Source organism: Methylacidimicrobium cyclopophantes (assembly GCF_902143385.2).
In the GTDB taxonomy this organism is placed as follows: domain Bacteria; phylum Verrucomicrobiota; class Verrucomicrobiia; order Methylacidiphilales; family Methylacidiphilaceae; genus Methylacidimicrobium; species Methylacidimicrobium cyclopophantes.
Genome location: NZ_CABFUZ020000247.1, coordinates 1 through 16,833, shown reverse-complemented (window position 1 = coordinate 16,833; position 16,833 = coordinate 1). Strand labels below are relative to the sequence as shown.

The window sequence follows — 16,833 nt, the reverse complement described above, 5'->3', positions numbered from 1 at the left end:
TTCTGGGCTTCGCCCAGATCGACTTCTCCGGAACAGACCCGCTTGTGGAGGCGGTCTTCGAGGAAATCCTTCCTCCCGGCGTTCCAGGGAGAGGTCTTGCGCGATTGGGGCCAGAGGTTGCGGATCGAGTTCGATCCTCCGAGAGAGAGGGGGATCAGATGGTCGACTTCGTAATCCCGGTGGCTTTCCCAAGGTACCCCGTAGCGGCGGAAGACCTCCCGCTTGAGGGCAATCGGGACGTCTCGGACCTTCTTTGAGTAACCCGGCACGCAGACGTCGGCCCGAGTCACCGGGAAGGTATCGCCCGGAGTCAGCTTGGGATCGGGAAGGATCGGCGGCTGAGCGAGAGCGAACGAGCCGAGTGCAATGAGGAAAGCAAGAGCAAGAGAGGCGCGACGCATCGGGCATTGATAGCGGATCGGCCGGAGGATTGGCAACCGATCGGTTGCGGGATCGGAGCCGACTCGGTGAGAGGCCTCGGCACGCGATCTGCTTATCTACTCTGGCGGGAAGGAAAGCCGAGAGAATCTGCTTCCGATGGCTCCGGCTTGCGCTATAGTGGATGCCTATTGTCTTTCCAATAAGTTTTGAGAATAGCCGGGACCCAGGTATGGAAAGATTCGACCGGAGCCATTGGATCGACCGAAAATCTGCGCAGATGCCCATAGGGAAAGAAAACGGGAGCGCCCGTCGATCCTTCCAGAACCATCTGGATTGTCTTAAGGCAAAGTCGGTTTCGATGGACTCCCCATGGCCGATTCCTTTCGTGATGCGGAGTCCGCAAAAGGGAGCGATGGGCTTCGGCTGGCTCGTCCCCTCGCCCTAGAGGGCTTGGAGAGGGCTAGTTCCTTTTGTCGACGGTGCGGAACAATGAGCAGCATGCCACGGAGGAAACAAGCGGCTCGAACGGAGAGGAAGCCGGAAATCGAGTGGCGGCCAATCGGCTTCCCGGAGGGTGGTCTTGCAGAACTGCCTCCAGAGTCGATGGTGATTTGGCTCACGCTGACCGCTTTGCCGAGCCCGAAGCTCATCGTCGAGAGCCCGAGCGAAAGCGACTTGGCGTCTATCCGCTATCGGGATCAGCGGACCGGGGAGTGGCTCGTCTGGTATCGCTGCGCCCAATGCGGCACCTTGGCCTTTACGAACCTAAGATGGGAAAGCAGCGCCCAGCTCCGCGTCTATCATGCCGGCTCTTGCCAGCTCGAAGCGGAGTAAACGCTGGTTCCGAGGAGCTCCTCGTCGCGCCATCGCCTCCTCAAATCCGCTGTAAAGCGCTCTGCAAGGAGCGAGCCTAGGGTCTTCACGGACATGGGGACCCGCCAGATCGGCCAGGAGAACCAGTCTTCCTCGCCCTCTCGGTAGAATCCGGTAGTCGAGAGCTTCCCGCCTCGAACGAAGCATGGAAAGAGCGGGAGTGCTTTTGTCGCCAGAAATACAACGGCGCGGACAGAGCGATTCGACCTATCCCTTTCGGGCAGCTTGTTCCGAAGTGCAGGCAAGCGTTGTGCCTGCGGATCCCAACCGAGCGAATGATTCTCGTCATTGTACTGCCAGGGGCCGAAAAGTGCTTCCTGGACAGCGTCCTCGGTAAACGGATCAGCCGATTCTTGGATGCTGCTCAGGAAGCGTTGATTGCCTGACTGAGGAAGAGGATCTTTCTCCCGTGGAAGCGGTCCGCGCCTACAAGGAAAGGAGCTCACCGAAGGGGAGCGGACGTTTCGGAAGCCTCCGGATGTCTTGGAGCTCCGCCCAATCGATTCCCATGATCCTAGGCGGATCCAGGCCCTTTTCGTCGCCGCCTTGGCTTTCCTGCGCGGGCCTGCCCTGGAGAAAAAGCTCAAGACGGCCATGCCCCCTTTTCGACCGAGGAAGCCTGGCCGACTCTGCGAACGATGCCTGCTGTAGAAGTTTCTCTCGGAAACGAAAAGCGCCGCGTAGCGACTACGAGCAATCCTCCGCTCCAGCAAATCCTCTCCACCTAGCGGATCTCTGTCCGCGAACCAGGGATCCTTCCCAATCCAAGAAAATAGCCCTGCAGCGTCAATAAATATCCTTATTACCAATAACTCACCACTCTTGGCCCAAACATGGGCTATGCATGGGAGCCGCCATGGCCAATTGCGGCGAGAGGGCGATAGCGTAGATATCGTGTTCCTCGTCGTCCGTCGTGGCGACCACCCTGCCGTTTCTGTGCTAGAGACCGCTAAAGCGATCCGTGAGCGACCGCTGCTACGATTGACGGTGACTTGGGGAGTACGTACATGGATGGAGCACCATCGCGCCCACGCCAGCGACATCGCGATCCTTGCGCGTCACGAGCGTCAGGCCATGGACCGATGCGGTCGCTGCAAGCAGCCCATCGACAACCGGAACAGGCCCGAGGGCGCTCATGCGACCCTTTCGGATCTCGCCAAGGACAAGCGTGCTCAGAAAGAGATCCTCATCAGCGATCGAGGCGTACCATGCGGATACGCGCCTATCGCAATGCTCGCCCTTCCGAAGCTCGGAAATGACGTTGCTGTCGATTAGGTAGCTCACAGATCGACGTCACGCTCGAGATCACGACTGCGATCGAGGTCGATCCCATCGAGCGGCGCAGACGCCAGCAGCCCCTTCAGGCTCACTTTGGGCGGCTCGGCGAAGTGTAGCGGAAGAAGCCGGCGCCTTCGACAGACCCTACCCCAGACCGTCGATCACCGCAGCGGCGTCGCTCCCGCGGCATGCTTCCTATCCGAACGGGGTAGGACTTCCCTGGCCGGGTGGGTATTCGCTCAACCCATGTTGAACGGAAGAGTCCGCTCGATCGCGTACACGCCAGTGCGCGGGTTCATAAACCCGTAACCCAGGCATCTTTGCCACCACAGAGGAAAGCGGGCGGATCGCACGAAGCTGGTGGGGCTTTGGGTGGCGCTCCGGCGAAGGTTCGGGATCCAAGAGGCAACCGAAGAGGCTCGCAGAGATCGAGGCGGCCATATCCTAAGCTCAAGAGTTCCCGAGAATTCCGTCCGGTCTGCCGCTGGTGGCCGGGGAGCCCGAGTCCACAGCCCTATGCGGCTCTGCTTTTTGGCCTTCTAGATCCGTGCTGGCTCGGAACCGAATGGATCGCGAAGGGCTTCCTCGAAGAAGTACCCAAGATGCTCCGCCGCCTTCCAGCGATCCGTTTGGTACAACTCCTCATTAAAAGGACGACCCTGGATCGGGCTCTTCTCCTGGATCCCCCCAGAACGCAACGTATTGCTCCAAAAACTCGACCTCTTTCCCCACTTTGCTCACGCACCCAAGTGGGCTCTGTAGGCGGAACAAAAATCTATCAATGTTCTACTGCAAACGTTTACACTCGAAGGGTTCGGAAGCTCCGTCTTGTGCTGAAATGGCGGACAGGGTGGGATTCGAACCCACGCGCCCTTGCGGACTAGCGGTTTTCAAGACCGCCGCAATCAACCCCTCTGCCACCTGTCCCTATTGGTTCTCCGCTTAAGCGGAGCCTTTTTCCGCCGCGAGCTCAGCGTACGTTTGGGGACGGCGGACGACAATGGCGATTTCGTTCGGTTGAGCCGCAGATTTTTTGTCGGCCGAGTGCCGCGGCAGAAGTCGGTTGGGAAGAATTCCCTCGCCGCCACCTCTCCTTTGCACAATAATTTTAAAACTCACATAAGGTATTCCCTTAACAGATCTAAGCAGAACCCTGCATGCGGGAGAAGGGAATTTCTCAAGCAGCGACACTTGCGCGTTCCTCCGATCGCATTAAAGGTTTAAAAACGTGATCGCTTCCTTTCCCTGCGCGTTTTTTAGCGATCCGCCTCTCGTGGGAGACCGCGCTCTCGGACTCGAATGGCGCAGCCGGGAATTTCCTCCGTTCGGGAGCAATGTTTTGTTTCTTCCTCGGTTCGAACCTCTTCATGAGCGCTCCAAAAGAGATGCCGTCGGCAGCCAAGGTGGAAAAGGGAAGTTTTCCATTCAGCGTCGAGAAGGCTAAAAAAGCGAAGCGAAGGGTGACGCTTTCGCTGACCGATGGTCCGTTGCTGAGTTACGCCCCGCGAATCGAAGAAACTCTCCTCGCCCTCGAACGGATGCTTGTCGCCCAGCGGGTTTGGGAAAAACCCTCTTCCCTTCCGCTTTCCGGACTCGAACCGGAAGAGCTCGAGCTCCTTCTTGGAATCCTCGGGGAGGGGACGGCGATCGTGGAAGACCAAGGGGAGAGAGAGCAGACCGCCATCGCGACGATGTTGAGCGGCGTCTGGTTCACCGAAAGGAAAAGAGCGCCCGACCGTCTCGATCATGAAGTGGATGTCGGGATACTCCCGTCCTTCGCTGCCCAGCGGCTCGCCCTGCTTCCCTCCCTTGCCACGGGGCTGCCCTTGCCGCCGAGTTCCGTCGCCGGCGCGGCCCTCCTCCAGGAGTTGGCTTCGAAGCAGAAGTCCTGGGAGCAGGAGGGCCTTCCGGGAGAAATCAACCTCCTGCTCCATCCACTTCTGCCCGTCGATGAGCAATGGCTCGGGCAATTTCTCGGCCCTGCGCCCCTCGTCGTCTGGCTCGACGGGCGCTGCCGCTGGTGGCTCTCCGCCACCCAATGGCGCGATATCTGGCGGATGGAAGTGCGAAATGGGGAGGGAAAACCAATCGCCTCTCTTTTGGAGATCGGGCGCTATCCCGGCCTGATCGCCCTTCCTCCGGCCGCCTTCACGGTGGGGGCCCGTCGTGTGCGACGCCTCCTGCAACTCTACGGAGAATGAGGCGCCGTATCCCCTAACCGAGCAATCCTCCGGAGCGCCTCGAGCTTTTCGGTGCGACCGAGCTTCGCCTTTCGCACGGCATCGGTCACGACCGCGACATCCTGATCGTAGAGCCGCCGATCGACTGGAAAAGGATGTCCATCCTTCCCTCCGTGTGCGTAGGCATAATCGGCCCATCGCCGGGAGGGGGCGGGATCGCGGTGGGAAACAGGAGCTTCGTAGATGAGTTCGGCGGTCAAGGCCAGGCTCCGGATCGCCTTGGGTCCCACTTGCGGCGTTCCAAGCAATGCCTCGAAGTCTTTCGGAGCGGCTCGGTGAGCGGCGGCAATGATTCGACCGAGCCTGGCAAGGTCGACATCGATCGGAAGCAGGGCGTGGCGGGCGGGGGCAAAAAGAGTCGGTCCTTCCACGGAAGCCCGCACGGTCTCCAGGAACAGAGCCGGGGCTTCGCGGACCAGAGCAACGCTCGCCGCCCGGTTCGGACCCGCTTCTTGTGCCACCATGTTGAGGAGGCTTCCCGAAGCGGCAGAGGAGCATTCCTCCGGGGAGAGGAGGAGATCGCCGATCGCCGCATGGGGTTCAGAGACGAAATCCTCGACGGCTTCGCCGATCCAGTGGTAGCGACGGGCTCTTCCCCGCGCATCATTCATTCCTTGCTGGACGACGCACCAGGACCCTTTGGGCGTAAAAAAGAAGCTGTGGTGGTAGAGGGAATAGCCATCTTGGACGGCGGCCGAATCGACTTTGGCGCTCATCCGGGAGGCGTAGACGAGCCCTTCCCCTTGGGAGATCCCCAGCCGGTCGGCCGCCCGGGCGATCTCTTCGGGGGCCTTCCGGCTCGTCGCCCCTTTCCCACCGGCCACCACGATTCCGAGCTCCGCTCCGTAGGCTCGGTAGGCTTCCTTGAGGGCACCGCAAGTCACCGTCGTCAATCCAGAGGAGTGCCAATCGAACCCTAGCAGGCAGCCGAAGGCCTGAAACCACCAAGGATCAGAGAGGCGACGGAGCATCTCCTCGGAGCCATAGGCATTCACGATCGCCATCACGACGGCTCCCGCCAGCCGCACCATCCGATCGAAAAGGGCGGCGGGAGCTTTCCCATTGTGCAGTGGCAGATCGGCGAGAGCCCTTTTCATAGAAATCTGTTTTCCTCCGAGAAATTTCCCAATGGCAGCCCGAACGGAGGAAGGGAAATGTTTCCCTCCTGGACCCTTTCCGCCCGACGGGAAGAAGGAGCTCTATCGCGCACGCCGAGGGCGGCCGGTCGGCCCGCTCCCCCCTTCGATGGCGAACGGATGCCGGACATCCATCGGCGAAACGCTTCGAAAATCGCATGGGAGCAAAAACCATCTCCTAGCCTCCCTCTCGGTCGTGGCCGTTGGTATATTTGGCGAAAAGAACCCCCTTCCTCTTTGCTTCCTGTCGTGCCCCTTCCGTGATCCGTCTACCTACTACCAGGGCATAGGCTTTCTCCGGCGGCCGCGGAAAGACCTGCAGAAACTCCGGCGCATTCCGCGAGATCGCCGCTCGACTCGCTTTCAGAAAGATTTTGGACCTTCGCAGGGCCCGCTCCACATCGTGCTTGTCCACGGTCTTCGAGACCTCGACCGCCACGCACGTGAGTTCCCCCGTCTCCCGATCTTTCCCAGCGATCAGCGCATCCGCCTCGCCCAGCTCGTCGCCTTCCTCCTCACTGAGAAGACCACTCTCCAAGGCCGTGTCGATCAAGGAATCGACGACATCCTCCTCACACCGCCGGATCTTTCGAACCTTTGTGCGCAAATAATTGCCGAGCTTCTTTCTCGCATCGATTTCCATGCTCTTACCAGCAAAGAAATCGAGTTCCAACTCAATCCCATGCAACCGCTTCTCGGTCGCATCCATGAAAGCTCGGAGGGTGGCGCTGGTCCGCTCTTGGGCTTCCTCCAATCTGCCTACTTTTTCCGTGAGCTTTTCGATCGCCTCCCAGACGGCTCTGCGATCCTCCCTTCTGGCTTCCTCGGCTGCCTCGAAGCGCTCGGTGAGTCTCCCAATCGCCTCCCATACGGCCTTGGAGTCCGCCTTCCTGGCTTCCTCGGCTGCTTCGAAGCGCTCGGTGAGCCTCCCAATCGCCTCCCATACGGCCTTGGAGTCCGCCTTCCTGGCTTCCTCGGCTGCTTCGAAGCGTTCGGTGAGTCTCCCAATCGCCTCCCATACGGCCTTGGAGTCCGCCTTCCTGGCTTCCTCGGCTGCGGCGAACGTCTCCGGCAGGGCGAGCAACTCCCTGGACAGGAGCTTCTTTCGGATTTCTTCCACCTCCAGCGGATCGGCCAAGAGCGCCTTGAGCAGATCTCTGCGCCACTCCGGATGGTCCCGGAGAGCTGCCAGGATGTCATCGGCCGAATGGATGGGGACGCCCACGGCTCGACTATACATGGGCGAATCGAGCCGGGCAACGGGGCCTCCGCCTCCTTTATTCTCTTGAGCAAGGCTGGAAAAGAGTAAACCTTACCCTGATGCTTTCTCTCGTTTCCCGAACGCCTTCCCCAGCCAAGCCCCAGCGGCCTACACCATGAGGAATCTGTACGGGAAAAAGATCGACCTCTACCCGTGGCAGGAGGAGGCGCTGGCGCGCATACGGGATCGGAGCGCGCTGATCGCCGCGCCCACGGGGAGCGGCAAGACCGTGGTCGCCTATCGCTGGGCAGAGCTCTGGGAAGCCCGGAATCGACGGGTGATCTTCACGGCTCCGATCAAGGCGCTCTCCAATGAACGATATTTGGAGCTCCGCGCTCTTTTCGGGGATGCGGTGGGCATCCTCACGGGAGACGTCAAGCGCAATCCGGAAGCCCCTCTCCTCTGCATGACCCAGGAAGTCTATGCCAACCGTTTTTGCGGCCTGCCGCAGCAGCGGGTCATCGTCGATGAGATCCATTACATGGTCCACAATTCCGACCGAGCGCGCGCCTACGCCGAGGGAATCGCCGGGACGCATCCCGAAAGCGAGCTGCTCTTCCTCTCGGCGACGGTAGACGCTCGGCGCTTCCTCTCCTATCTGTCTCGGCTGGCGGCGCGGCCAATCGAGCTGGTGGAGCAGAGCCGCCGTCCCGTCCCGATTCACTACTTGGACCGGCAGCCTTCGACCCGCAAGCTCTGGGAGGAGTTGTCTCCGGTGCTCCTCTTCGTCTTTTCCTACAAAGGCGTCATGGGGCTGGCGGGAGAGCTCTACCAGGCGGCGCATGGACGAATCCGGCCGCCGGAGCGCGAACGGATCCGGGAGCTCGCCAAGCGCTACCGAATCGATCGGCCGGATCTGCTCCGATTGGCGACGGGAGGCGTGGCGATCTACCACGGCACTCTGCTTTACAAGGAAAAGCTCTTCATCGAGCGCCTCGCTCGGGAAAATCTGCTGCTGGCGGTCGTGGCCACCGATGCGCTTTCCCTGGGGATCAACCTTCCGGTGAAGACCGTCCTCTTCGCCCAGTTGGCCCGCTACATCTCCGGTCCGATCGCCAAGACGGAGTTTTTGCAGATGTCCGGTCGTGCCGGCCGCCCCAACCTTCAGGAAGCGGGGTATGTCGGATTTCTGGAAACACGGTTCGAGGCGCGCGGCTTCGTTACCGAACGGCTCTTCCGCACCCTGAAAAAGAAGGCGCTCGAGCCCCTGCGCGTCCGCCCACTCCCGTCGATCAAGCAGATCTTGAACCAGACGCCGATCGAGGAGGAGCTCAAGCGGTTGGCCACGCTCTCTTTTCCCCCTCTCCATCCGCAGGAATTGTTCGGCTTCCAGAGGATGGTCGAGATTTCGATGGACGAGATCGAGCGCAACTGTCGAATGCTGCAAAGACGCGCGCGCGCCGGCGACCGGCTGCTCGAAATCCTGCGACGGATCTACTTCGATGAGTTTTCGGTTTCGGAGAACCTGAGCTTGGCCAAGACGCTCGTCCTGGAAGGGAAGATCGATGCCCGCCAGGAGATTCGGCGGATCCGGGAGCGGGTCCGGAGCGAGGGAGAGGCGCTGAAGGAGCTCCTCCAATTCCGCCGCTTTCTCCACACCCTCGATCCGGAGGAAGTGGCGAGCGCCGACTCTGTGGAGCAAGCGATCATCAGTCTAGACGAGTTCGTGCTCCATCCGGAAGCGCTCGAAGGCTCGAGGCTCCAGGTGTGAGAAAGCTCGGCTACCGGGCAAAGATCTTGGCCAGCATCGATCGGGCTTCTTCTTGAATCTGCCGGAGATGGAGGACGTTGCGGAAGCTCTCCGCGTAGAGCTTGTAGACCTCTTCGGTTCCCGACGGCCGCGCCGCAAACCAGCCGTTGGCGGTGATGACCTTGATGCCGCCGATCTCTCCTCCCGAGGGCGCGCGATTGAGGATCGCCGTTACGGGGTCCCCGGCGAGGGTCGGCATCGCGATCTCCTCCGGGGATAGGGAGAGGAGCCTCTTTTTCTGCTCCTGGCTGGCCGGGGCATCGATCCTCTCGTAGAAGGGGTTTCCGAGCTTTCCCGTGATCTCTTGGTAGAAAACCCCGGGATCCCGACCGCCCCGGGCGGTGATCTCGGCCGCCAAAAGCCCCAAGACCATGCCATCCTTATCCGTCGTCCAAGGGCTCCCATCCTTACGCAAGAGCGTCGCACCGGCGCTTTCTTCTCCCGCGAATCCAAGAGTTCGAGAGAGAAGTCCTTCGACGAACCACTTGAATCCGACGGGCACCTCGAAAAGCGGCCGCTTCGCCGCTTGCGCCACCCGGTCGAGGATGCTCGAGCTGACGACGGTCTTCCCCAAGGCGGCTTCGGGCTTCCACTCGGGCCGAGCGCCTCCGAAGAGGTAGGAGGCGGCAACGGCGAGGAAGTGGTTAGGATTGAGCAGACCGCAACTTGGCGCGACGATCCCGTGGCGGTCGTGGTCGGTGTCGCAGCCGAAGGCGATGTCGAACTGCCGGGCCCGATCGATCAGGCCCGCCATCGCGTAGGGAGAAGAGCAGTCCATCCGGATTCGGCCGTCCCAATCGACGGTCAGGAATCGGAAGGTCGCATCCACGTTCTCGTTCAAGATGGTCACGTTGAGCTCGTAACGGTCGGCGATCGGTTTCCAATAATGCACTCCCGCTCCGCCCAATGGGTCGATGCCGATCCGCAGACCGGAGGAGCGAATCGCCGCACAGTCGATCACCGACGCGAGATCGTCGACATAGCTACGAAGGTAGTCGTGGCGCCGCACATGGGCGGAATGGAGCGCGCGTTCGTAGGGGAGCCGACGAACTTCGGAGCGGTTTCCCGATAAAATGGCGTTGGCCCTCTGCTCGATCGTGCGGGTCACTTGGCTGTCGGCCGGACCTCCGTGGGGGGGATTGTATTTGAAACCTCCGTCGGTCGGAGGATTGTGAGAAGGGGTAATGACGATCCCGTCGGCTTGCCCCCTTCCCTCCCGGTTGTGCGTCAAGATCGCATGGGAAATCACGGGGGTGGGCGTATAGCCGAGATCGGGATCGATACGCACCTCGACCTCGTTGGCCGTGAGGACCTCCAAGGCGGTGGCAAAGGCCGGCTCGGAGAGCGCATGGGTGTCCTTTCCCAAAAAGAGGGGTCCGGAAATCCCTTTTTCGCGCCGATAGTCACAGATCGCTTGGCTGATCGCCAGAATGTGCGCTTCGTTGAAGGAAGCGTGAAGGCTCGATCCTCGATGGCCCGACGTTCCGAACTGGACCCGCTGCTCCTCGACCCCGACTTCGGGCGAAATCTCATAATAAGCGCAGACAAGCTTGGAAATATCGATCAGAAGCGAAGGCGGCAGCAACTTGCCGGCGAGCGGGCTGATCTCCATACGGGTTCTCCTCTCGGGTAGGGCTTGGCCTGTCCTGGTCGGGACGGTGCATTTCCCCGAACTAGTGGCATTTCTCCCTGGGTTTCTTCTGCGGCTGGCAAGCCGGGCTTGCCTGCCTCGGTCGGAATTTCCCTTCCATCCTCGCGTTCTCTCTTTCCACGGATCCCGCGGCAAAGCTGGGCGGGATCGAGGCTCGTCTGCCGCGTCTCGGGTGCCAGCCTCGTGAGAGAGACAAATGCAGGCTAGCGGTCGGCTGATCCTCGGTCAAGGAGGATGGCTTCGGCTAGGAAAAGACCACCGTTTTCCTCCCGTAGACCAGCACTCGGTTCTCGACATGCCAACGGACCGCACGGGAGAGGACGACTTTTTCCAAGTCTTGGCCCTTTTGCACCAGCTCCCGGACCCCATCCCGGTGGGAGATGCGGACGACGTCCTGCTCGATGATCGGGCCGTCGTCGAGGATTTCGGTCACATAATGGCTCGTAGCTCCGATGAGCTTGACTCCGCGCTCATAGGCTTGGTGATAGGGCTTCGCGCCCGAGAAGGCCGGCAGAAACGAGTGGTGGATGTTGAGGATCCGATTGGGAAAGCGCGCCACCATCGCCGGAGAGAGAATTTGCATGTAGCGGGCAAGAACCACCAGGTCGATTCGATGCTCGTCCAAGAGCTCCAGCTGTCGGACTTCCGCTGCGTCTTTTCGCCCGGCGATCATCTCGATTTGGTAATAGGGGATTCCGTAGCTGTCGGCGATCCATCGTCCGTCCGGGTGGTTGCTGACGATCAGGGGAATTTCGCAAGCGAGCTCTCCGGCCCGATAGCGGTAGAGCAAGTCGGCCAAGCAGTGGGTCTGGCGGGAGACGAAGATGGCCACCCGGGGCCTGTGGGAAGACGAAGCGAGGCGCCATTGCATTCCCAAGCGGCGGGCTATCGGATCGAACCGGACGGGAATCTCCGAGAAATCGAGCGCAAACCCCGTGAGATCCCATTCGACGCGCATCAAGAAAAGACCGAGCTCGGCGTCTTGGTGCTGATCGGCATGGAGGATGTTGCCATCGTGCTGGAAGAGAAAGTTGGCGATCGAGGAAACGAGCCCCTTTCGGTCGGGGCAGGTGATCAGCAAAACGGCACTTTCGGACATCGTCGCTCTTCCTCTCTTTGGCTCGGGGGCCGAGAATCGATCCGATCCTCTTTTTTTGGAGGAATCTCTCGGAGCCGCAAGGAAAAAGGCTGCCCACGCTCTCCGATCCTCCAGGTTATCCGGCGGGCGAATATTCGTCGGACACCGAGCGGAGGCGGCTCGGCAAGAGCTCTCCCTCCTTTTCGAGAATGGGATAGGCGGCGGATGCCACTACTTGTCCGTTGATCCGCTTCAGTTGACTCACCACCTTCGAGTGCAACGCTCCTACCGGATCCGGATCTGCCGGATTCGCTCGCATCCGTTCGAAATGGGCGGTGGAGACCTCCGTTTCGAAGCCGCGGAAGACCACCTTTTCCAATGCGAGAGCTCGAGCGATTTCCAGATCGGGCGCGACGAAGAGGGAAGAGGACTTCTGCAAGTTGGAAAGGATGCGGTCGATGACCGAAGAGAGCTGGAGCTGCGCTTCCGCCGGGAAGACGAGATTCTTCCGAATCCGCTCGTCGGCGAGCTCGAGGAGCTCCTTGGCGACAAAACCCGCAGCCTCCTCGAGGCTCTGGCAAAAGAAGAGAATGTCCTGAAGCTTTCTCCGCTCCGATTCATTCATGATGTCCCGGTCGAGTGCGCTCAAATAACGCCGGATTGCCGGATGCAGCTTGTCCACCGCGTCGGCGATCCGCTTGATCCGGGAGAGCTCTCGCCGATCTCCCTGGAGAAAGAGATCTCGCATCCTTTCGAGCATGCTTTTCAGAAAATCGGCGAGGCGAAGCGCCTCTCTGGCAGCACTCCCCAACGCGACGGAGGGGCTCCCGAGCGCACTCGGATCCAAGTAGAGGGGCTGAGCCAGCTTTTCCTTGCTCTGCCGCTCGGGAAGCCAAGCGGCCAGAAGCCGCCCGTAACCGGAGAGCCAGGGGAAGAAGAGGAGTGCCAGGAAAAGGTTGAGGAGGCTATGAAAGTCGGCCACCGCCCGCGCCGGGTTTGGCTCCCAGCTTGCCATCCAGTCAACGACCGGAGAGAGGAAGAGGAGTCCTCCCAAAACTCCAATGAGCCGGTTGAGGAAGTTGCCGATCGGCAGGCGGCGGAAGGCGGGATCTCTCCCAGTGGTGCTTTCGAATATCGGGTTGATCGCCGCTCCTAAGTTGGCTCCGAGGGTAAAGGCGAAAGCGGCGGGCAGCGAGACCACCCCTTTTGCCGCAAAGGAAGCCGCGAGGAGGACGGTGGCGGCGCTCGAATGGGCCAGCCAGGCAAAGAGGGCCGCGCAGAGCGCTTCGAGGAGCGGTTGCCGGGAGAGGGTCTCGAGAAGCGCCTTCAACGATTCGGACTGCGCGTAGGATTCGGAAAGTTGCACCATCTGATGGAGAGCGAGCAGGATCAAACCCAGCCCGATGAAGACTCGGCCGAGGTCGTGAGCCGTCGTATGGCGCGAGCGGAAAAGGATCAGCCCCGCGAGAAAGGCGGCGGGAGCGGCGGCGAAGACGGGAAAGGAGAGGAGCTGGACGATGAGGGTGGTTCCCACGTTCGCTCCCAGCATCACGGCCAGAGCGGGAACGAGGCCGACGACTTTCTTGGCGACAAAACTCGTCGCCATGAGGGCCGTGGCCGTGCTGCTTTGCAACAGGGCCGTGATCAGGATGCCGGCCAAAAAGGAGCGCCACCGGCTCCGGAGCGCGCTTCCCATCAAAAGGCGGAGGCGGGCGCCGAAGGCGCGTTGCAAGCCGGTCCGCACCATCCGTACTCCCCATAAGAGCAGGGCGGCGAAGCCGGCAAGATCGACGAACGCAAGGACGAGGTGCATAGAAAGCCGGCCGATCCGGGCCGAGACATCCGACTCTTGGAGCTCTATGGGCTACCGGCAGGGAGCGCGGCAACTCCATTTTACGGTCGGACGGCTTTTCCCGACTTCCGACGGCCGGCTGTGGTGTGGAAGGTTTCTCTTGATCCCCGGCGGATGATCGGAAATGATTCGGCGCCTTCCCGCCACCGGAAAACAAGCCAGCGGGATTGGTGCCTCGTCCGCCCAGCGCCGGCAGGGGCGACGAAGTGGGGCATCTTGCTCTGCAAGAGCTGCAGGGAGCGTATGATTTGGGTGATCTTGTTGGTTCTTGCCGTTGCCATGCTGCCTCATGCAGCGCACCGTCTCTCCCTATTGATTCGCATTCGCCGCCTCCGATCGGGACCGCCCCCCTCGCCGAACGGTGAGTGGCCTACGGTGACCGTGCAGCTCCCGATCTACAATGAGCGTTTCGTCGTCGAGCGACTGCTCCGCTCGGTTGCCGCTCTCGACTATCCGGCCGACCGGTTCGAGATCCAGGTGCTCGACGACTCGACCGATGCGACGAGCGGAGAGGTGGAGCGGATCGCCGCAGAGCTTCAGGAGTCGGGCATCTGCGTTGCGCATCTGCGCCGGGCGACGCGAGCCGGTTTCAAAGCCGGAGCCCTGCAGCACGGATTGGAACGGGCCCGAGGAGAATTCGTCGCGATTTTCGATGCCGATTTCGTACCCCCTCCGGATTTCCTCCGAAAAGCGGTCCCCTATTTTTCCGATCCGCGGGTCGGAATGGTCCAGGCCCGTTGGGGGTTTCTCAACCGAGAGGAAAATCTCCTCACCCGTTGCGAGGCGCTCTTTCTCGACGGCCACTTTCTCTTGGAGCAGGCGGTCCGCTCGAACAGCGGACTCTTTTTCAATTTCAATGGAACCGCCGGTCTCTGGCGCAAATCGTGCATCGAAGATGCGGGGGGATGGGACGGCGGAACTCTGACCGAGGATCTCGATCTGAGCTATCGGGCCCAATTCCGCGGTTGGCGCTTCGTCTACGCGCCGGAAATCGTCGTCCCCAGCGAGCTGCCAGCACCCCTCACCGCCTTCCGGACCCAGCAACATCGCTGGGCGAAAGGGGCGATTCAGACCGCCCGCCGCCATCTTCCCACCCTTCTTCGCGGCTCCTTCCCCTGGCGCCACAAAGTAGAGGCCGGCTTTCATCTTCTCGCCCATACGATCCACCCGTTGGTGGCCGTGTTGGTTCTGCTCAACCTCGCGATCCTCTTAGCCCCCGATCCTTCGTCTTGGATGCAGCCCCTGGTCTCTTGCTTGTTTACAGGACTTTCGTTGTCTTTCCTTCTCTACCTCTTGGCGATCCAGCGGTTGCACCGAGGGAGACTCGACGCGGGCGCATGGCTCCTTTTGCCGGCTTCCCTGGGACTTTCCTTGGGCATGAGCTTCGCCAATACCCGTTCGGTCCTTGAGGGGGCGCTCAATGTTCCCAGCAGCTTCGTCCGGACACCAAAACGGGGGGATGGCAGCTGCCCTACTCCAGGCTTTTCCTACCTAGCCCGACATGGTTGGGGGTTGCCGCTCTTGGAACTTTCGGTCGCTGCGGGCTTCCTGTGGGCGCTCGTGACGGCGATTCGGCATGGCTGGTGGCTTGCCCTGCCGGGCTGCCTCCTCCACCTCTTCGGCTTCGGCTTTGTCGGAATCGGCACCTTAGCGGCGATTTTCAAGGGAAGAAGCCGAAGCGGGGCGATCGCGCCCGCTTAAGGGCTGCCCTCTTTCTCTCCGCGCTCCTTCTTCCAACAAGCGAGTCGTTCGAGCAGCAGCCGCGCGAGGCATTCCCGGTCGACGGCCGGAAGGAGCTCCCCGCGGCGCGTCAGCAGGCCGAAGCCCTCTCCGTAGGCGGGGCCGTTGATCACGCAAAGATCGGTTCGCGCCGCGCGAATTTGCCTCTTCCCTTGCGCAATCGCCTCGGTTCGGTCTCCTTCTACTTCGAATTTCCAACCGGTCAAAAAGGCGCCCGCGAAGAGATCGCGGAGCTCGAGCAGCAGCTTGGGAGCGGGGAGCAACGTGAGCACGCAGGGCGCACGACTGGAGATCTTGCCGGAAAGAATCGGCCGACCCGCTTCGTCTCGAATGGCCCCCACGCGAAAGTCGGAGAGCGCGGCCGCGTGGAAAACGGCGTCGACCGGTCGACCCCGGGCAAGAGTCCGCAGCTCCCCTGCCAGATCCTCGGTCGTGGTGAAAGGCACGATGGGGAAGACTGGAGTCGGCAAAGAGGCCGTGGCACCCGAGCCTCGGAAACAGATCACCTCATGACCGGCTTCGGCGAACAGGGAGGAGAGAAAGAGGCCGAGGGCTCCCGTCGAAAAGTTGGTCAGACGTCGTACCCGGTCCAACGGTTCCGACGAAGGCCCGCAGGTAACGACGATCCTCATGATTCCACCATATGCGGTGAAAGGAGGCTTGCGCCAAGGCCAATTCTCCTCCATGTAGGAACGATGGACTGCTCTTCGGCAGCCCCTGCCTGGCCGACCGATCGCAAGCCGCCATGGCTCCGGGCCAAGATCCCTTCCGGAAGCCGGTATGACGCGGTCCGCAGGCTCGTTGCCGACAATCGGCTCCACACCGTTTGCGAGAGCGCCCACTGTCCGAATCTGGGCGAATGCTGGTCGAAGGGTACCGCCACTCTCATGATCCTAGGAGACATCTGCACGCGCAGTTGCCGTTTCTGCGCGGTGCATACCGGCCGTCCGGGCGAAGTGGACTGGGATGAGCCGCGCAGGGCAGCGGAGGCGGTCGCCGCGATGGGACTGCGTCACGCGGTGCTTACGTCCGTCGCGCGCGACGAGCTACCCGACGGAGGGGCGGCCGTCTGGGCCGCCACGATTCGGGCGGTGCGGGAGCGGAATCCCGACACCCGGATCGAAATCCTGATTCCAGATTTTCGCGGAAAGACGGACGATCTCCGCATCGTCCTTGCGGCGGAACCCGACATCGTCAACCACAACGTGGAGACGGTTCCCCGGCTGCAACGCTTGGTCCGTCCCCAAGCCCGCTACGAGCGCTCTTTGGGGGTGCTTCGCGCCGCCAAACGGGAAGGCTTTCCGACGAAGACCGGCTTGATGCTCGGCATCGGAGAGCGGGAAGAAGAGATCGCCTCCACTTTGCGGGAGATCGCCGAAATCGGGGTCGACATCCTCACTCTCGGCCAATACCTACGGCCTTCGATGAACCATTTGCCCATCGATCGGTGGGTGACCCCCGAGGAGTTTGCTTCTTGGAAAGAACTGGCTCTCCGCCTCGGCTTCCGTTACGTCGAATCGGGGCCGCTCGTGCGGAGCTCTTACCATGCCGAAGAGCAAGTGATCTGAATGCCTCTCCGCCGCTGCCGGCGGG

Annotated in this window: 14 protein-coding genes, 1 tRNA gene and 1 pseudogene; 6 read left to right on the top strand and 10 right to left on the bottom strand. The window is 61.3% G+C overall.

From position 1 onward, the window contains the following. The coding region (locus tag FN369_RS09780; protein WP_142525958.1) for an HNH endonuclease at nucleotides 1-401 on the bottom strand (401 nt) is incomplete at its 3' end. A gap of 478 nt (nucleotides 402-879) precedes the next feature. Here FN369_RS09780 and FN369_RS09775 point away from each other — a divergent pair. After that, complete coding sequence (locus tag FN369_RS09775) at nucleotides 880-1,215, top strand: hypothetical protein (RefSeq protein ID WP_142525957.1); 336 nt, start codon at nucleotides 880-882, stop codon at nucleotides 1,213-1,215. Here FN369_RS09775 and FN369_RS11705 read toward each other — a convergent pair. Together FN369_RS11705 and FN369_RS09770 are read right to left on the bottom strand one after the other, a co-directional pair. Beyond that, the gene (locus tag FN369_RS11705) at nucleotides 1,182-1,850 is read right to left on the bottom strand and encodes a type I-G CRISPR-associated protein, Cas3-extension family (protein WP_446685617.1); all 669 of its coding nucleotides are present in this window, start codon (nucleotides 1,848-1,850) and stop codon (nucleotides 1,182-1,184) included. The genes FN369_RS09775 and FN369_RS11705 overlap by 34 nt on opposite strands. A gap of 379 nt (nucleotides 1,851-2,229) precedes the next feature. Then, nucleotides 2,230-2,538, bottom strand: a complete 309-nt coding sequence (locus tag FN369_RS09770) for a PIN domain-containing protein (RefSeq protein ID WP_142525956.1) — start codon at nucleotides 2,536-2,538, stop codon at nucleotides 2,230-2,232. A gap of 406 nt (nucleotides 2,539-2,944) precedes the next feature. Here FN369_RS09770 and FN369_RS11700 point away from each other — a divergent pair. Beyond that, a pseudogene (locus tag FN369_RS11700) lies at nucleotides 2,945-3,294 on the top strand (IS1634 family transposase); the annotation flags it as partial. 77 nt (nucleotides 3,295-3,371) lie between these two features. Here the strand turns inward: FN369_RS11700 and FN369_RS09765 are convergent. Then, nucleotides 3,372-3,459, bottom strand: a tRNA-Ser gene (locus FN369_RS09765). 440 nt (nucleotides 3,460-3,899) lie between these two features. Here FN369_RS09765 and FN369_RS09760 point away from each other — a divergent pair. Beyond that, a complete protein-coding gene (locus tag FN369_RS09760) occupies nucleotides 3,900-4,733 on the top strand; it encodes a hydrogenase expression/formation C-terminal domain-containing protein (protein ID WP_142525955.1) in 834 nt (277 codons plus the stop codon). Here the strand turns inward: FN369_RS09760 and FN369_RS09755 are convergent. Both FN369_RS09755 and FN369_RS09750 read right to left on the bottom strand, forming a co-directional pair. After that, nucleotides 4,721-5,869: a DUF763 domain-containing protein gene (locus tag FN369_RS09755; RefSeq protein WP_142525954.1), complete on the bottom strand. Its 1,149-nt coding sequence runs from the start codon at nucleotides 5,867-5,869 to the stop codon at nucleotides 4,721-4,723. The two genes, FN369_RS09760 and FN369_RS09755, sit on opposite strands and share 13 nt — an antisense overlap. Nucleotides 5,870-6,086: 217 nt before the next feature. Next, nucleotides 6,087-7,133 (bottom strand): hypothetical protein, encoded by a 1,047-nt coding sequence (locus tag FN369_RS09750; RefSeq protein ID WP_142525953.1) that lies wholly within the window; start codon nucleotides 7,131-7,133, stop codon nucleotides 6,087-6,089. 151 nt (nucleotides 7,134-7,284) lie between these two features. On the opposite strand from FN369_RS09750, the gene FN369_RS09745 reads away from it, so the two are divergent. Continuing rightward, nucleotides 7,285-8,880: a DEAD/DEAH box helicase gene (locus FN369_RS09745; protein WP_142525952.1), complete on the top strand. Its 1,596-nt coding sequence runs from the start codon at nucleotides 7,285-7,287 to the stop codon at nucleotides 8,878-8,880. Nucleotides 8,881-8,890: 10 nt separating this feature from the next. Here the strand turns inward: FN369_RS09745 and pgm are convergent, their stop codons facing one another. The 3 genes from pgm to FN369_RS09730 form a co-directional block, all read right to left on the bottom strand. Continuing rightward, complete coding sequence (gene pgm / locus FN369_RS09740; protein ID WP_142525951.1) at nucleotides 8,891-10,531, bottom strand: phosphoglucomutase (alpha-D-glucose-1,6-bisphosphate-dependent); 1,641 nt, start codon at nucleotides 10,529-10,531, stop codon at nucleotides 8,891-8,893. Nucleotides 10,532-10,814: 283 nt separating this feature from the next. Next, nucleotides 10,815-11,669, bottom strand: a complete 855-nt coding sequence (gene purU, locus FN369_RS09735) for a formyltetrahydrofolate deformylase (protein WP_142525950.1) — start codon at nucleotides 11,667-11,669, stop codon at nucleotides 10,815-10,817. Between the two features lie 115 nt (nucleotides 11,670-11,784). Then, the gene (locus FN369_RS09730; RefSeq protein WP_142525949.1) at nucleotides 11,785-13,461 is read right to left on the bottom strand and encodes a Na/Pi cotransporter family protein; all 1,677 of its coding nucleotides are present in this window, start codon (nucleotides 13,459-13,461) and stop codon (nucleotides 11,785-11,787) included. Between the two features lie 282 nt (nucleotides 13,462-13,743). Here FN369_RS09730 and FN369_RS09725 point away from each other — a divergent pair, with 282 nt between their 5' ends. Continuing rightward, entirely contained in the window at nucleotides 13,744-15,201 is a 1,458-nt protein-coding gene (locus FN369_RS09725) for a cellulose synthase family protein (RefSeq protein WP_142525948.1), read from the top strand. Here FN369_RS09725 and FN369_RS09720 read toward each other — a convergent pair. Next, nucleotides 15,198-15,872, bottom strand: a complete 675-nt coding sequence (locus tag FN369_RS09720; protein ID WP_178087797.1) for a phosphopantothenoylcysteine decarboxylase domain-containing protein — start codon at nucleotides 15,870-15,872, stop codon at nucleotides 15,198-15,200. The genes FN369_RS09725 and FN369_RS09720 overlap by 4 nt on opposite strands. A gap of 63 nt (nucleotides 15,873-15,935) precedes the next feature. On the opposite strand from FN369_RS09720, the gene lipA reads away from it, so the two are divergent. Beyond that, nucleotides 15,936-16,808 carry a lipoyl synthase gene (lipA, locus tag FN369_RS09715; RefSeq protein WP_142525946.1) on the top strand — a complete coding sequence of 291 codons (873 nt, stop codon included), beginning with the start codon at nucleotides 15,936-15,938 and terminating at the stop codon, nucleotides 16,806-16,808. The last annotated feature ends 25 nt before the right edge of the window (nucleotides 16,809-16,833 follow it).

What these genes read in the sequence shown, in the direction of transcription:
- FN369_RS09775 (WP_142525957.1), top strand. Translation starts at nt 880, where the DNA reads ATGCCACGGAGGAAACAAGCGGCTCGAACGGAGAGGAAGCCGGAAATC.
- FN369_RS11705 (WP_446685617.1), bottom strand. Translation starts at nt 1,850, where the DNA reads ATGGCCGTCTTGAGCTTTTTCTCCAGGGCAGGCCCGCGCAGGAAAGCC.
- FN369_RS09760 (WP_142525955.1), top strand. Translation starts at nt 3,900, where the DNA reads ATGAGCGCTCCAAAAGAGATGCCGTCGGCAGCCAAGGTGGAAAAGGGA.
- FN369_RS09755 (WP_142525954.1), bottom strand. Translation starts at nt 5,869, where the DNA reads ATGAAAAGGGCTCTCGCCGATCTGCCACTGCACAATGGGAAAGCTCCC.
- FN369_RS09745 (WP_142525952.1), top strand. Translation starts at nt 7,285, where the DNA reads ATGAGGAATCTGTACGGGAAAAAGATCGACCTCTACCCGTGGCAGGAG.
- pgm (WP_142525951.1), bottom strand. Translation starts at nt 10,531, where the DNA reads ATGGAGATCAGCCCGCTCGCCGGCAAGTTGCTGCCGCCTTCGCTTCTG.
- purU (WP_142525950.1), bottom strand. Translation starts at nt 11,669, where the DNA reads ATGTCCGAAAGTGCCGTTTTGCTGATCACCTGCCCCGACCGAAAGGGG.
- FN369_RS09730 (WP_142525949.1), bottom strand. Translation starts at nt 13,461, where the DNA reads ATGCACCTCGTCCTTGCGTTCGTCGATCTTGCCGGCTTCGCCGCCCTG.
- FN369_RS09725 (WP_142525948.1), top strand. Translation starts at nt 13,744, where the DNA reads ATGATTTGGGTGATCTTGTTGGTTCTTGCCGTTGCCATGCTGCCTCAT.
- FN369_RS09720 (WP_178087797.1), bottom strand. Translation starts at nt 15,872, where the DNA reads ATGAGGATCGTCGTTACCTGCGGGCCTTCGTCGGAACCGTTGGACCGG.
- lipA (WP_142525946.1), top strand. Translation starts at nt 15,936, where the DNA reads ATGGACTGCTCTTCGGCAGCCCCTGCCTGGCCGACCGATCGCAAGCCG.